Origin of the sequence: Peribacillus phoenicis, from assembly GCF_047238085.1 — a bacterium.
GTDB lineage: Bacteria > Bacillota > Bacilli > Bacillales > DSM-1321 > Peribacillus.
The window spans coordinates 1,962,781-1,977,571 of sequence record NZ_JBDFMF010000001.1; the positions used below are offsets into that span (position 1 = coordinate 1,962,781).

General features: G+C 42.6%; 16 protein-coding genes and 1 riboswitch. All 16 genes read left to right on the forward strand.

Annotation, left to right across the window (positions count from 1 at the left end):
* The first annotated feature begins 21 nt into the window (after positions 1-21).
* Entirely contained in the window at positions 22-582 is a 561-nt protein-coding gene (locus ABC374_RS09475; protein WP_413017281.1) for a 3-hydroxyanthranilate 3,4-dioxygenase, read from the forward strand.
* On the forward strand, positions 567-1,592 hold the full coding sequence (locus ABC374_RS09480; RefSeq protein ID WP_350302429.1) for an amidohydrolase family protein: 1,026 nt from the start codon (positions 567-569) through the stop codon (positions 1,590-1,592). The genes ABC374_RS09475 and ABC374_RS09480 overlap by 16 nt, the downstream gene beginning before the upstream one ends.
* Positions 1,576-2,037, forward strand: coding sequence for a RidA family protein (locus ABC374_RS09485; protein ID WP_413017283.1), 462 nt, complete (start codon positions 1,576-1,578; stop codon positions 2,035-2,037). Before ABC374_RS09480 ends, ABC374_RS09485 begins: the two co-directional genes overlap by 17 nt.
* A gap of 49 nt (positions 2,038-2,086) precedes the next feature.
* The gene (locus ABC374_RS09490) at positions 2,087-3,562 is read left to right on the forward strand and encodes an aldehyde dehydrogenase (protein WP_413017285.1); all 1,476 of its coding nucleotides are present in this window, start codon (positions 2,087-2,089) and stop codon (positions 3,560-3,562) included.
* A gap of 18 nt (positions 3,563-3,580) precedes the next feature.
* The gene (locus ABC374_RS09495) at positions 3,581-4,363 is read left to right on the forward strand and encodes a 2-keto-4-pentenoate hydratase (RefSeq protein ID WP_413017287.1); all 783 of its coding nucleotides are present in this window, start codon (positions 3,581-3,583) and stop codon (positions 4,361-4,363) included.
* A 15-nt stretch (positions 4,364-4,378) separates the two neighbouring features.
* Entirely contained in the window at positions 4,379-5,260 is an 882-nt protein-coding gene (locus tag ABC374_RS09500; protein WP_413017289.1) for an acetaldehyde dehydrogenase (acetylating), read from the forward strand.
* Positions 5,261-5,294: 34 nt separating this feature from the next.
* Positions 5,295-6,314, forward strand: coding sequence for a 4-hydroxy-2-oxovalerate aldolase (gene dmpG / locus ABC374_RS09505; RefSeq protein ID WP_413017291.1), 1,020 nt, complete (start codon positions 5,295-5,297; stop codon positions 6,312-6,314).
* Entirely contained in the window at positions 6,311-7,084 is a 774-nt protein-coding gene (locus ABC374_RS09510; protein ID WP_413017293.1) for a 2-keto-4-pentenoate hydratase, read from the forward strand. The genes dmpG and ABC374_RS09510 overlap by 4 nt, the downstream gene beginning before the upstream one ends.
* Before the next feature lie 25 nt (positions 7,085-7,109).
* Positions 7,110-8,471, forward strand: coding sequence for an MFS transporter (locus ABC374_RS09515; protein ID WP_413017295.1), 1,362 nt, complete (start codon positions 7,110-7,112; stop codon positions 8,469-8,471).
* Positions 8,472-8,993: 522 nt separating this feature from the next.
* Positions 8,994-9,123, forward strand: a riboswitch (TPP riboswitch).
* A 135-nt stretch (positions 9,124-9,258) separates the two neighbouring features.
* The gene (gene tenA / locus ABC374_RS09520) at positions 9,259-9,942 is read left to right on the forward strand and encodes a thiaminase II (RefSeq protein ID WP_413017297.1); all 684 of its coding nucleotides are present in this window, start codon (positions 9,259-9,261) and stop codon (positions 9,940-9,942) included.
* A gap of 14 nt (positions 9,943-9,956) precedes the next feature.
* Positions 9,957-10,541: an ECF transporter S component gene (locus ABC374_RS09525; protein ID WP_413017299.1), complete on the forward strand. Its 585-nt coding sequence runs from the start codon at positions 9,957-9,959 to the stop codon at positions 10,539-10,541.
* A gap of 12 nt (positions 10,542-10,553) precedes the next feature.
* A complete protein-coding gene (locus tag ABC374_RS09530) occupies positions 10,554-12,017 on the forward strand; it encodes an ABC transporter ATP-binding protein (protein WP_413017301.1) in 1,464 nt (487 codons plus the stop codon).
* Positions 12,018-12,794: an energy-coupling factor transporter transmembrane component T family protein gene (locus ABC374_RS09535; protein ID WP_413017303.1), complete on the forward strand. Its 777-nt coding sequence runs from the start codon at positions 12,018-12,020 to the stop codon at positions 12,792-12,794.
* Between the two features lie 40 nt (positions 12,795-12,834).
* Entirely contained in the window at positions 12,835-13,446 is a 612-nt protein-coding gene (locus tag ABC374_RS09540) for a DUF561 domain-containing protein (protein ID WP_413017305.1), read from the forward strand.
* A gap of 1 nt (position 13,447) precedes the next feature.
* Complete coding sequence (thiO, locus tag ABC374_RS09545) at positions 13,448-14,572, forward strand: glycine oxidase ThiO (protein WP_413017307.1); 1,125 nt, start codon at positions 13,448-13,450, stop codon at positions 14,570-14,572.
* 14 nt (positions 14,573-14,586) lie between these two features.
* Positions 14,587-14,790, forward strand: coding sequence for a sulfur carrier protein ThiS (gene thiS / locus ABC374_RS09550; protein WP_063233541.1), 204 nt, complete (start codon positions 14,587-14,589; stop codon positions 14,788-14,790).
* Position 14,791: the final 1 nt, after the last annotated feature.

Below are 14,791 nucleotides of genomic sequence, written 5' to 3' on the forward strand. Positions count from 1 at the left end.
AAAACTGGAGGTAGTTTATTTATGAAAGGATATGCTCAATCTTCAAAATTGCAGGCTAGATCATTAAATCTAATGAAAGTTATTGAAGACAATAAAAATTTATTGAAACCGCCGGTTAATAACAAAGTGCTTTGGGAAGATTCCGAATTCATTGTCATGCTACTGGGTGGTCCGAATTATCGGCGTGATTTTCATGTAGACCCTTCTGATGAGCTATTTTATCAGATAAAAGGATCCTGCTATGTAGAATGTATCAATCAAAACGGCGAACGCGAAGTAGTGGAGGTGAAAGAAGGGGAAATGTTCATGCTGCCGGCTGATGTACCCCATTCTCCTCATCGTGTATCTGATACTTACGGCATTGTCATAGAACGCAAGCGTGCTAAAGATGAGCTTGAAGATTTTGTTTGGTTCTGCGGGAATTGTAACCATGAGATGCACAAAGTTACGATCCAATTGACGAATATTGAGATCCAGGTGAAAGAAGCCATCGAGGCTTTCAACGGTAGTAAAGAACTTCGCACCTGTAGTGAATGCGGTCATGTCATGTCAGAAAACGTTGAGGATTGGAAATGCGAATAGATTTTCATACACATATTCTTCCGTTGGACCTCCCGGACTTAACCGGTAAATTTGGTCAGGGACGCTGGCCAGTACTAGAGCGGAAATGTTCTTGCGGGGCGGATATCATGGTAAGCGGAAAGCTGTTCAGGAAAGTGACTGACCAGGTATGGGACGCGGAAAAACGCATTCAGGATATGGATGCCGAAGGAGTCGATATGCAGGTGCTCTCACCGGTGCCAGTGACATTTTCATACTGGGCGCCAATTGACCAGGCGCTATATATGTCACAGTTCCAGAATGATTTCATTGCTGAGACTGTGAACAGGCATCCTGACAGGTTCATCGGTCTCGGTACTGTACCGCTTCAGGATTTGAAAGTGGCAATTGGTGAAATGGAACGCTGTAAATTTGAGCTTGGCCTGGCGGGAATCGAAATCGGTACTAACGTAAACGGAGAGAATCTGGATTCACCTGTTTTATTGGAATTCTTCCAAATGGCTGAAAAATGGAATGTCCCGCTGTTTATACATCCATGGGAGACAATGGCAAAAGACCGAACGGAACGGCATAACCTCATGTATACAGTGGCGATGCCGAGTGAAACGGCATTGGCGGCAGCAAGCATTGCATGGAGCGGCGTCATGGAAAAGTTCCCAAATCTGAAAATCTGTTTTGCACACGGCGGGGGCTCATTTCCATATATTTTACCGCGGATCGATCAGGGGTGGGAAGTATGGCCTGAATTAAGAAAAACATCAATGCCACCAAGCCATTATGCACAAAAGTTTTATTTCGATTCCCTGAACTATGATACCCGGAATATTCAGTATCTGATTGACCGTTTTGGGTATAAGAAAGTGCTGATGGGTTCCGACTATCCATTTTTATTGAGAGAAAAGCCTCCAGGTCAAGTGATTGATGACACTCTAAATCTTTCAGATGAAGTGAAAGCGAATCTTCTAGGTCGAAATGCATTGAGGTTCTTAAATTTGGAATCGCGAGGGGAGAAGCATGGAAAAACAGATTAAAGCGCCAGAACAAGTGCTTGAGGAACTTGGGATCATGCTAGAGCCGCCAAGGAAAGCGGTCGGCAACTATGTCAGCCACGTCCGGGTGGGAAATTTGATATTCACATCCGGACAAGGTGTTGATGATTTCCACGGCAAGCTTGGCAAAGAGCTGACGGAAGAAGAAGGATATCAGGCAGCGAGGCAGTCCATGATTAATCTTCTGAGGGTGCTTAAGGATGAGCTTGGAGATCTATCCAGAGTGAAGAAGGTAATCAAAATTCTCGGAATGGTAAATTCAACAGAAAATTTCACAGGACAGCCTAAAGTATTGAATGGTGCATCAGATCTGCTTGTTGCCGTGTTTGGAGAGAGGGGCAGACATGCCCGGTCAGCAGTGGGGATGGCCCAGCTTCCAAATAACACTGCAATTGAAATTGAAATGATTGTGGAAATACAAGATTGAGGCACTTGATTTCTAAGCCAGTGTCTTAATTAAAGGGGAGGGATGTTTCATGCAAGCAGCAAAAGCTAGTATAAATACAGCTAAATCGATAGATTGCCGGCACTTTATTAATGGGGAATTCCTGAATCCAAATCAATCCAAGATTTTTGACAATATCAATCCCGCAACGGAAGAAAAGCTTGGATGGGTTGCAGAAGGAGGTATAGAGGAGGTGAATCAGGCTGTTTCTGCAGCAAGACGTGCGCTTAAAGGTCCTTGGAAATCTTTTACCGATAATGAACGCTCTGCGCTTCTAAGGCGTATCGGCGATCTCATTTTGGAAAAGAAAGAAGAACTGACAATGTTGGAAACCCTTGATACAGGGAAACCATATAGCCTTGCACTTGAAATGGACATCAAGCGTTCAGCTCACAATTTTCACTTTTTCGCGGACTATATCACTGCACTTGGAAATGAATCCTACAATCAGAACAACATTGCACTTCATTATTCTATTAGGCGGCCCGTAGGCGTGGTAGGAATGATAAATCCGTGGAATTTACCTTTGCTATTGTTGACGTGGAAATTGGCACCGTGCCTGGCAGCTGGCAATACAGCGGTTATGAAACCAGCTGAACTGACACCGATGACAGCGACAAAGTTAATGGAAATATGCAAGGAAGCGGGGGTTCCCGATGGAGTTGTCAACCTTGTGCATGGATATGGTGTAAATTCAGCAGGAGCCGCTCTAAGTGAACATCCGGACGTCGATGCGATTACATTCACAGGGGAAACAAAAACGGGAACAGCGATCATGAAAGCTGCCGCTCCCACATTGAAAAAAATCTCTTTTGAACTGGGCGGGAAAAATCCGAATATTGTATTTGCTGACTCGAATCTTGATGAAGTAATCGAAACGACATTGAAATCAAGCTTCATGAATCAAGGTGAAGTTTGTTTGTGCGGATCACGAATCTATGTTCAGCAAGGTTTGTATGACGAATTCCTTGAAAAGATGGTCGCGCGAACAAAAAAATTAAAAGTCGGTGATCCGTTTGATTCCGATACGGAAGTAGGAGCTGTTATAGGAAAAGAACATTATGACAAAGTGATGAGTTACATTGATTTGGCGAAAGAAGAAGGAGCGAGAATATTAACTGGAGGAAGAAGAGCAGGACAGTTTGAAAAAGGGTTTTTCATTGAACCGACAATCATTGCCGGAGTTACGCGTGAATCCCGTTGTGTACGGGAAGAAATTTTTGGTCCTGTGGTAACGGTCATGCCTTTCGAAACGGAAGAAGAGGCACTGGAGCATGCTAATGACACACATTACGGACTGGGGGCAACGATCTGGACCAATGATTTAAGGAGGGCGCATCGTGTCGCTTCTAAAATAGAAGCGGGCATTATCTGGGTGAATACCTGGTATTTGCGTGATTTGCGTACACCTTTTGGGGGCATGAAACGCAGCGGCATCGGCCGCGAAGGCGGAGCGCATAGTTTCGAATTTTACAGTGAATTGTCTAACGTTACGATTAAATTATAAAGAAGGAGGGAGGCATTCATGATCGTTAGTTTAACAGAATGGTCTGCCAGGTTTTTGAAAGCGGAAAAAACAGGAATGGGAATATCGGCCCCCACCAGTGAAATTCCGGATTTGGATGTGGAGGATGCCTATCAAATTCAGCTTGAAACGATTCGAATGAAAACCCAGTCCGGTCTGGAAGTATCAGGTAAGAAAATAGGCTTGACTTCTAAGGCTATGCAGGAGGTACTGGGAGTGAATGAACCAGATTACGGACATTTACTTGATGCGATGGAAATAGAAAATAACGGCTGTATTTCGAGTTTGCGGTTAATCCAACCAAAAGTGGAGGCAGAAGTAGCTTTTATATTAAAGAAAGATTTACATGGCCCCAATATTACGGTTGATGATGTAATCGAAGCAACTGATTATGTGGTTGCTTCGATCGAAGTGGTTGATAGCCGAGTGAAGGATTGGGAGATCAAACTTGCAGACACTGTGGCGGATAATGCATCATCGGGCTTATATATACTGGGGAATCGCAAAATTCATTTGAGTGAAATCGACCTCCCTTCCATTCAAATGAGACTATATAAAAATGGCGAATTCATGAATAAAGGTACAGGTGAAGCAGTACTTGGAAATCCAGCAACGTGCGTAGCCTGGCTAGCAAATGAACTGCATCGTTTTAAAGGTTCATTGAAAGCGGGCGAAGTCATTTTATCCGGTGCATTATCCGCAGCAATCGAAGCGAAACCGGGTGACCGTTTTTCTGCTGACTTTGGAGAAAAACTTGGAAAGGTATCGGTTAATTTTGAGTGAAAGGAGTAAGCTGCCTTGAAAAAACTAAAAGTAGGCATTATAGGTTCAGGAAATATCGGCACGGACTTAATGATGAAAATTCATCGGTCGGATGTTCTGGAAATGTCGGTGATGATCGGTATCGACACGGAATCGGAGGGTTTGAAGAAAGCTAGGATTCATGGACATCATGTCATTGCAAATGGCATGGATGGATTTTTGGAAAGGCCGGAGCTTGCAGACATTTTATTCGATGCCACATCTGCGAAGGCGCATGTTTTTCACTGCGAAGCTTTGAAAAAGATGAACAAGAAGCTGATAGACTTGACTCCTGCCGCAATCGGACCGTTCATTGTTCCTTCCGTGAATTTAAAAGAAAATTTGAATGAGGCGGTTGTTAACATGATCACTTGCGGAGGTCAGGCGACAATCCCCATCGTTCATGCGATCAGTCAAGTGGCCCAGGTCGAATATGCCGAAATAATAGCGACAATTTCCAGCAAGAGTGCCGGCCCCGGAACCCGTGCAAATATTGATGAGTTCACACAAACGACGGCAAGGGCCCTGGAACAGGTGGGTGGAGCGAAAAAGGGGAAGGCTATTATTCTGTTGAATCCGGCCGAACCGCCACTCATCATGAGGGATACGATTCATTGTCTGCTTCAATCGGATTCCTTTGATATGAAAGCAATAACAGCGTCCATAAATAAGATGGCGGAAAAAGTTTCTGAATATGTTCCAGGATACCGCCTGAAGACAGAGCCGATATTTGATGGGAAACAAATAACAGTACTTCTGGAAGTGAAAGGGTTAGGAGATTTTCTTCCCGTATATGCAGGTAATTTGGATATAATGACTGCTTCAGCTGTAAAAGTAGGGGAAGAAATCGCTAAATGCCACTTCGAACACTATGTTTGAGAAAGATAATCGGAACTGTAAAGGTGGGGTTCATTTGCGTAAAGATGTATTGGTGACTGAAGTTGCATTGCGGGATGGGAGCCATGTAGTGGCACATCAATTCACCATCGATCAAGTAAAGAACATGACTGGGAAACTTAGTGCTGCAGGTGTCCCTTATATTGAAGTGTCGCATGGAGATGGACTGGGCGGATCATCCTTACAATATGGTTTTTCAAAAGTGAATGATATTGAATTGGTGAAAGCCGCTGTTGAAGCTGCTGGCCAATCGGTTATTTCAGTACTTTTAATCCCTGGTATAGGGACAATCGACCAATTAAGAGAAGCCGCTCACGTTGGGGCGAAAATGGCGCGGATTGCAACCCATGTAACGGAAGCGGACGTCTCAAAGCAACATCTGGAAGCAGCGAAACATCTCGGTATGGAAGCAATCGGGTTTTTAATGATGTCTCACATGGCATCACCGGAAAAACTACTTGAGCAAGCCGTTTTAATGGAATCCTATGGAGCGGATGCTGTGTATGTTGTTGATTCGGCCGGTTCTTTTTTGCCCCAAGATGTGAAGGCGCGGATCCGTTTACTACGATCAAAGCTTAAAATTGATATTGGTTTTCATGCTCACAATAACTTATCGCTCGCTATGGCAAATTCACTTATGGCAATTGAAGAAGGGGCGAATAGAATCGATGGCAGCATCCGCTGTCTTGGTGCAGGTGCTGGTAATACCCAGACGGAAGTGCTTGTTGCCGTTCTGGATAGGATGGGTATCCGTACCGAAATTGACTTATATAAAATGCTTGATCTTTCGGAGGAAGTTGGAAATACAATCATGCCCAAGCCCCAGGAAATAACGGACTCTAGTTTAATCATGGGTTATAGTGGCGTGTACTCCAGCTTTTTATTGCATGCAAATAAAGCGGCGAAAAAGTATGGAGTTGACGCCCGGGATATTTTGATGGAGCTTGGTCGACAAAAAGTGGTTGGTGGTCAGGAAGATACCATAATTGAAGTAGCTGAGCAAATAGCATTTCAGAAAGAAGGGACTTTAAGATGAAACTAGATCAACTGGCAAAACGGGTAGCCGAATCGCAAAAAAATGGTCGTGAAATGGATAAGCTTACATTATACAATCCTGAACTAACAGTAAATCAAGCGTATGAAATTCAGAAGTTGAGCATTAATGAGACACTTACTGGTGATAACAGATTGATCGGATGGAAGATGGGCTTGACGAGCAAAGCCAAACAACAGCAAGTAGGGGTAGAGGAAGCAATCTATGGCAGGTTGACATCTGACATGGAACTAACTAAACCAGTATTAAAAGTTGGGGAACTCATTCATCCGAGAGTGGAACCTGAATTTGCTTTTTTGTTCAAGGACGAATTGAAAGGTGCAAATATAACGGCGAAAGATGTCTGGCCGGCTGTAGAATGTGTATTTCTTGCTCTTGAAGTTATTGACAGCCGTTATAAAAACTTTTCTTTTACACTTACAGATGTAGTAGCGGATAACGCATCCTCAGCCAAAATCCTGCTTAGCAATCAAGCCTTTTCACCGTATCACACGGACTGGGCTCAAGCAGAAGTTACGCTTTATCAAAATGGTGAAATGCAAAAGAGGGGTCGCGGTGAAGCTGTGCTCGATCACCCGATTCATTCGATTGTGGAGCTTGTAAAAATGATTAACCGGGAAGGACTTTCCATCCAGGCTGGAATGATTGTTTTAGTAGGCGGAATTACAGATGCCGTATCGATACAGGCAAGCGATGAAATAATAGCAGATTACGGTGAACTAGGGAAACTGACATTACATGTTATAGCGTGAAATATGGCAAAGAGGAGGGAATATATTGCGTGAGGTCAATGCTTCGGAAGTGGTAGGTAATAGTAGATTTGGCCGTTTTCATATAATGGTCTTCATGTGGTGTTTGTTCGCAATTACCTTTGATGGATTTGATATAGCCATGTACGGAGTAGGTTTGCCTTTGATGATGGAGGAATGGAACTTGACGCCAGTCGAAGCTGGCGGAATTGCAAGTTACTCATTGTTCGGTATGATGGTGGGAGCACTCATTTTTGCACCTCTTGCGGATAAAATAGGGAGAAAAAAGGTGCTTGCCATCTGTATATGTCTATTCAGTGTTTTTACATTACTTTCAAGTTTTGCCCCGGATCCTGCCTTTTTCTCGGTTATGCGATTTATAGCGGCCTTGGGAATGGGAGGATTAATGCCAAACGTCATCTCCCTAATGGCGGAATACTCACCCAAAAAGAATAAGGTTCTCATTGTAACCGCTATGTACTGCGGTTATTCTATCGGAAGCATACTCGCTTCTTTAATTGGAATGTATGTGATGGAACAAATGAGTTGGAGGGTTTTGTATTGGATAGGGGCGCTTCCCTTGCTGGCACTGCCATTCTTCATGAAGCAATTTCCTGAATCGCTTTCCTATTATGTTATTCGAAAACAAGGAGAAAAGCTTGCTGGAATCCTGAATCGCATTGATCCAGACGGCGACTATAAAGAGTCGGACGATTATGAGTTTGCCAAAGTCCAAGAAAGGGCAAAGGGCTTTCCAGTCAAGAAACTCTTTGAAAATAAGCGCACTCTTAGCACATTTGCGTTTTGGGTAGCTGCCTTTAATTGTTTACTTATGGTATACGGACTCAATACATGGTTACCCAAAATCATGCAGCAGTCCGGATACGGCCTTTCATCCAGTTTATCTTTCAATCTTATATCGGGAATAGGACAAATTGGCGGATCGATAATTGGAGGGTATTTAGTTGGGAAAATAGGCCATAGAAGAGTACTTTTATCCCTCTGTGCCATGGGTACGGTCTGTTTTGTCATATTAGGTTTGACCTCAAATGCAGCAGCATTATATATTCTGATCGCTTTTGGAGGGGCCTGTACAGTCGGCACGATGAATTTGGCCAATACGTATATATCCGAGTATTATCCGCGGGAGATAAGGTCCACCGGGATAGGTTGGGCGTTGGCTTTTGGTAGAATTGGAGCGATTGTTGCCCCAACATTAATAGGATTACTGCTCGCTGCTAACTATTCACCACAAAATGCATTCATGGCCTTCACGGTTCCGAGCATAATGGCTGCCTTGGCGTTACTCGTTGTGAAAGAGAGGTATGGCAGCTATGATAAACTGCAGCTTGAGGAAAATATAAAACTAAAAGCTACATCGAATGTATAATATTGTTCTTTAGTAGATGGCCTATATGTCAGCGGACAGTCATGCAACTGTTCCCTGCCATATAGGCTATTTTTAGAGAATAAAAGATTTCACGAGTAAAGTTGGAGAATTCACGAGTAAACCAGCTAAATTCACGAGTAAACAGGCCAAACTCACGAGTAAAACAGCTAAATTCACGAGTAAAACGGCCAAACTCACGATTAAAGCAGCTAAACTCATTAGTAAAGCAGCAGAAATCCCATGTAAACATCAATTTCACGAGTAAAACGGCCAAACTCACGAGTAAAACAGTTAAATTCACGAGTAAAACGGCCAAACTCACGAGTAAACGGGCCAAACTCACGAGTGAATTACGTAGCGAAACCCATTGATTAAAGTGCCGTTAAACTGCCGGGTAAATGGGGGTTATGCAAGATTGAAAGGTTAGTAACCCTAAATCATTAAGTTGAAAACTTTTTCTAATACGTTTGACAATTGGATTTATCGTGTTAATATAAAGGCAAATGAAATTTAATATACAATTTGTACCACTAGGGGTGCTTTATAGGTGAAAGTTGATTTTTACCGCAGAAGCTGAGATTAAAGTATGACTTTAAGACCCTTAGAACCTGATCTGGTTTATACCAGCGTAGGGAAGTGGGGTCTGGAACAATACGTTTCTGTATTATTTCAAGTACAACCACTTTCTTTACGTTTAAGAAAGTGGTTTTTTGTTTGCAAAAAAAGGGGTGATAAAAGGTTTTTTTCCGTAACATTTCTTGAAAAATATAATTTGGAGGTAATGGACATGAAGTTTTCAGAGGAAATTCGTCAGGAAGCTGATCATATTTGGGAAGCTAGTTTTAATCACCCGTTTGTTGCAGGAATAGGAGATGGCACATTGCCATTGGAGTGTTTCCGTTTTTATGTCATGCAAGATGCCTATTATTTATCTCATTTTGCTAGAGTTCAAGCTTTAGGGGCAGTCAAAGCTACGGATTTACATACAACAAGCAGGCTTGCGGGCCATGCACAAGGAACATATGAAGCGGAGTTGAAGCTTCATGAGAATTTTTCTGAGAGATTAGGCATCACAAAAGAAGAACGGGATAATTTCAAACCTGCCCCGACTGCTTATGCTTATACCTCCCATATGTATCGTGCGGCATATTCGGGACATTTAGGGGATGTTATTGCAGCTATCTTGCCGTGTTACTGGCTGTATTATGAAATAGGTGAAAGACTGCAAGGGTGCATGCCGGAAGAGCCGATTTATCAAGAATGGATAGCGGCTTACGGAGGGGAGTGGTTCCGCACTTTGGTGGAAGAGCAAATTGCGAGGCTTGATGAGATTGCTGAAAAAGTGACAGACGAAGATAGGGAAAGAATGAAAGAGCATTTTATCCTCAGCAGCCAATATGAATACTCATTTTGGGAAATGGCTTATCGTTTAGAGACATGGCCTGTGCATAAGGAAACACTAGAAGTATAAAGGGGAATGAAACAATGAAAAAAGGATTGAAATTAACGGACATATTGGTCACGATCGTAATTGCGGTAGCATTTGGAATCGTATATATCCTTTGGGGTTCGATTTATTATTCCGTTAAACCGTTAGGATTACATCTGGATCAACTTATTTATGGAATGTGGTTTATAGCTGGCCCCGTCGCCTTTTTAATTTTACGGAAACCGGGTGTGGCACTTTTGGCGGAGATAGCTGCAGCTTCCGGGGAATTCTTTCTTGGTTCACCATGGGGGCTGACCGTGCTGTTATATGGGGTGGTACAAGGTTTGTTCGCGGAACTGGTGTTCATGGCGTTCAAATATAAAAAATTCAATATGCCGGTGGCCGTTTTAGCTGCGATAGCTTCCTGCTTGGCATCAGTTATCATGGATTTTGCATACGGGGAAATAGGTGCGCTTTCTACTTGGAATCTATCGTTATTCATGATAGCGAGGTTTTTGGGTTCCATATTCTTTGCAGGTGTGGCTGCTTATTATCTAGTTAAAGTCCTGGAAGCAACAGGTGTAACTAATCTTGTGCGTCCGGTTTCAAATAAAGATTATGCAGAACTGGATCAAAAGTAGAGGTTGAGGGCCATGGAACCAATCGTTTCTGTTGAAAAGTTAAGAATGAAATTTCCCGGTGATGAATCTTTGATATTCAAGGACCTATCACTATCGTTTGATCAAGGAGAAAAAGTGCTATTGTTGGGACCATCAGGATGTGGTAAGTCGACTCTTTTACAAGTGTTAAGCGGATTGATTCCAAATTCCATCGAAGTACCGATGAAAACGGAGAAATTGAAATGCCCTTCTTCATGGGGATATGTTTTTCAAGACCCTGATAGTCAGTTTTGCATGCCATTTGCCGATGAAGAAATTGCCTTCGTCCTTGAGAATCTTTCCGTCCCTAAAGAAGAAATGAAAGAGAAGATTCAAAATCATTTCCGTAAAGTAGGATTGAATCTGGGCCATACAAGTATTGAAACATTATCAGGCGGGATGAAACAGCGTCTGGCAATCGCTTCAGTATTGGCCCTTGAACCAGAAGTGATATTTTTAGATGAACCAACCGCCATGCTTGATCCGGAAGGAACGAAAGAAATCTGGGAATTGTTGAAGGAAGTCGGACGAGACAAAACGGTTATTATCGTCGAGCATAAAATTGACCATGTTTTAGAATTCATCGAACGAATCGTGCTTTTTAACGATGACGGTCAAATCATAGCTAATGGTCCAAGAGACACCATTCTTTCACTATATAAAAATGAAATGAAAGAGCATGGAATTTGGTTCCCAGGTGTTTGGGATGAATATATACAGAAGTATGCACCGGTTCGGGAACACCCATTTACAGATGATTCACCTCTTATGGATGTGCAGGGCTTTAGCGGTTTTCGGAATAAAGAGGAAAAAATCAAGGTTGAAGAGCTGAAGGTACATTCAGGGGAATGGATTGTAATCAGGGGGGAAAATGGCGCGGGGAAGAGTACTCTTTTGCATGCACTGATGCAGTTCATAAAAACGAATGGTAAGTATGAATTATTGGGAACACCCATTAAAAAGGTGAAAAATCCAACGGATCATATGACGTTTGTCTTTCAAAATCCTGAGTTTCAGTTCGTTGCAAATACTGTATATGAAGAGATTGCTTATTCATTGAGAATTGATAAAAGGCCGCAACAAGAAATAGATGAGAGAGTCCGCTCATTGCTTAAAGTGTTCCGCCTGGAGGCACATCGGGATAAACATCCGTTTCAATTATCAATGGGTCAAAAGCGTCGCTTAAGCGTAGCCGCCTCAATCGTAATAAACAAAAAAATCATTCTCCTGGATGAGCCAACCTTTGGCCAAGATTCGAAAAATACCTTTGCATTACTGGAATGGTTTGAAGAATATCGAAGACGCGGAATAACAGTGATCATGGTAACTCATGACGATCATATTTCAAAAAACTTTGCAACCAGGATCTGGACGGTTAAGGACGGAAACGTAATTAGTGATGAAAACATTGCGCAATCAGGATTTGTGGATACCAAAGTTAAAAGGAGTGTCATGTAGATGAATGTTTCAAATGCAGAAACATGGCTCCATAGAATTAATCCAAGCCTTAAACTTGGTGTGCTGATTGTGTTATGCATCGTGGCGTTATTCATTCATGACCTTAATTATATGATGAATATCACCATTGGCGTATTACTTTTATTTTTGTTTTTTACCGGGCATTCGATAAAGCGCATCTTACTTTTGTCGATTCCCTTTTGTTTCATTTTTATATCCACCTCTTCTGCAATGATATTATTCGGGCAAGGTGAGACGCTTTGGTTTGAGTGGGGCCTTATATCGATTACGGAAGAAAGTTTCATGAGGGGATTACTGGTAGGCTTTCGAGCTTTGTTCTTTGCGATCCTTGGTTTAACTTTTTCCTTAACGACGAGACCAGTGAACTTGTTTTATTCGTTAATGCAGCAAGTTAAGCTTAAACCGAAATATGCCTATAGTTTCATGGCGGCATTAAGGCTGATTCCCATCATGATGGAGGAGTTCCAAACGATCCGAAACGCGATGAAGGTACGCGGCTTCGAAAGGGGAAAAGGGATAAAAGCGTTATATTTTAAAATGAAAGCCTATTCCATCCCGTTGTTATCCGGAAGCATCAGACGTGCTCACCGAATCGCGGTTGCGATGGAAGCAAAGCGATTTACAGACACACGGGATCGAACATTCTATTATGAATTTGGGTTTTCAAAAAAGGACCATGGTTTCATTCTGTACTTTATCATCCTGTTGTTGGCCGGCTATTATCTGTCGATTCAATTCCCGTTAGTTTCTATTTGATTTTATGAGATTGTAACTTTACTTGTTAGGAGTCCTTAGTATGAGTGCACATGAATTGCATATTATTTCTACTGGGAAACAGCCAATTGAAAAGTTTGTGGAAATCGCTTCAAACATTCAGGAACATGTTGATTTCTTTTATCTAAGGGAAAAGCATATGAGTGCATCGGAACTTTATCGAGCAGTGACCCTGCTACATGATAATAAGATTCCGCTTTCTAAGATAATCATTAATGACCGGGTGGATGTAGCTTGGGTACACAAAGTATTTGGTGTGCAATTGGCTTTTCATAGTTTAGATGCAGAAGTCATAAAAGGAGCTTTTCCAGGGATGAATGTTGGCTGTTCGATCCATTCCAGGGATGAAGCGAATGCCGCATTCAGCAAAGGGGCCGATTACGCGATTTATGGACATGTTTTTGAAACGGCTTCAAAAATCGGCCTTCCTCCTAGGGGAGTTGAGGAGCTTCATGCAATCTCAAGAAATGTCAATCTTCCGATAATTGCGATAGGCGGAATAACACCTTTCAATTGCCAAGTCGTACTGGATGCGGGGGCACGTGGAATTGCGGTAATGTCAGGTGTCCTTGAAGCTGAAAATCCGATTGAAGCCGTTAAAGAATATTCGAAGTCTTTGGGAAAGGAGACATAAGATGAATTCCATATATGATGCAATCATTGTTGGGGGAGGAGTAATAGGTGGATCCATTGCTTTTCAATTAGCCAAACGAGGTAAAAAGGTCCTTTTATTGGAAAAAGATAGACTTGCCAGTAAAGCATCCAGTGCTGCAGCCGGGATGTTAGGGGCACAAGCCGAGTTAGATGCTGATAACCCGCTTTTTACATTGGCAAGCCGAAGCAGGGGGATGTTTCCTGCACTGTCGGAAGAATTAAAGGACATAAGTGGAATAGACATCGAATTAGTGAACAAGGGCATGTTTAAGGTGGCGCTAACGAATGATCAGGCAGCCGAGTTGAAGAACATGATCAGAGCCCAGCAAGTTGCGGGACTTGAGGCTGAGTGGCTTTCGACTGCCGAAATAAGGAAAACTGAACCGCTTCTATCGGATGAGATTAAGGGAGCCATGTTCATTCCGAAGGATGGACAAGTTTCAGCCACTAGGCTGTCGCTAGCTTATACTGAATCTGCCGCTGCCCTTGGTGTAGATATAAAGGAATTTGTTCATGTCTCCGACTTAGTTACTGAAAACGGATGTGTAACGGGAGTGGTGACGAACATAGGTGCATTTTCAAGTGAAAATGTCATCGTGGCAGGTGGGGCTTGGAGTGCTTTCCTCCTTGAAAAATTAGGGATGAAACTCGACAGTTATCCTGTAAAGGGAGAGTGCTTTTCAGTCCTGACCGATCGTCCATTGCTTGAAAAAACGATCTTCTCGCATGGCTGCTATCTTGTGCCCAAAGTTGGCGGAAGAATCATTGTCGGGGCAACGGTTAAGGCGGGCACTTTCGATCAAAAGGTAAGTCTTGACGGGATTTCTACTTTAATAGAAAGAGCAACGCAATTACTTCCGGCGATTAAAGGAACCGAATTGGAAAAGACATGGGCAGGTATACGCCCACAAACTGGGGACGGCTTGCCGTACTTTGGTGAACATCCGGCATGCAAAGGACTTTTCATTGCAACGGGGCACTACAGGAATGGCATCCTGCTTTCCCCGATTACAGGTGTACTTATAGCGGATATTTTAGAAAGGAAGATAAATCCCGAATGGTCCGCTTTTCGATTGGACCGTTCGATACAGACCCTTTTTTCTTAATGGAGGTGGATGAATTGGAATTGATCATTAACGGCGAAAAAATACGGATTCCTGCCGATGAATCAACAGTTACAGGGCTTTTGCAACACTTTAATTTACATCAAAAAGTAGTGATTGTTGAATTGAATGATGAAATATTAGCAAAAGAAAGTTTAAGTGAAACACTTTTGTCAAATGGAGACAAGGTAGAGATTGTACATTTTGTAGGAGGCGGATGAT

What these genes read in the sequence shown, in the direction of transcription:
- ABC374_RS09475 (WP_413017281.1), top strand. Translation starts at nt 22, where the DNA reads ATGAAAGGATATGCTCAATCTTCAAAATTGCAGGCTAGATCATTAAAT.
- ABC374_RS09530 (WP_413017301.1), top strand. Translation starts at nt 10,554, where the DNA reads ATGGAACCAATCGTTTCTGTTGAAAAGTTAAGAATGAAATTTCCCGGT.
- thiO (WP_413017307.1), top strand. Translation starts at nt 13,448, where the DNA reads ATGAATTCCATATATGATGCAATCATTGTTGGGGGAGGAGTAATAGGT.
- ABC374_RS09485 (WP_413017283.1), top strand. Translation starts at nt 1,576, where the DNA reads ATGGAAAAACAGATTAAAGCGCCAGAACAAGTGCTTGAGGAACTTGGG.
- ABC374_RS09510 (WP_413017293.1), top strand. Translation starts at nt 6,311, where the DNA reads ATGAAACTAGATCAACTGGCAAAACGGGTAGCCGAATCGCAAAAAAAT.
- ABC374_RS09490 (WP_413017285.1), top strand. Translation starts at nt 2,087, where the DNA reads ATGCAAGCAGCAAAAGCTAGTATAAATACAGCTAAATCGATAGATTGC.
- ABC374_RS09535 (WP_413017303.1), top strand. Translation starts at nt 12,018, where the DNA reads ATGAATGTTTCAAATGCAGAAACATGGCTCCATAGAATTAATCCAAGC.
- ABC374_RS09540 (WP_413017305.1), top strand. Translation starts at nt 12,835, where the DNA reads ATGAGTGCACATGAATTGCATATTATTTCTACTGGGAAACAGCCAATT.
- tenA (WP_413017297.1), top strand. Translation starts at nt 9,259, where the DNA reads ATGAAGTTTTCAGAGGAAATTCGTCAGGAAGCTGATCATATTTGGGAA.
- ABC374_RS09525 (WP_413017299.1), top strand. Translation starts at nt 9,957, where the DNA reads ATGAAAAAAGGATTGAAATTAACGGACATATTGGTCACGATCGTAATT.
- ABC374_RS09495 (WP_413017287.1), top strand. Translation starts at nt 3,581, where the DNA reads ATGATCGTTAGTTTAACAGAATGGTCTGCCAGGTTTTTGAAAGCGGAA.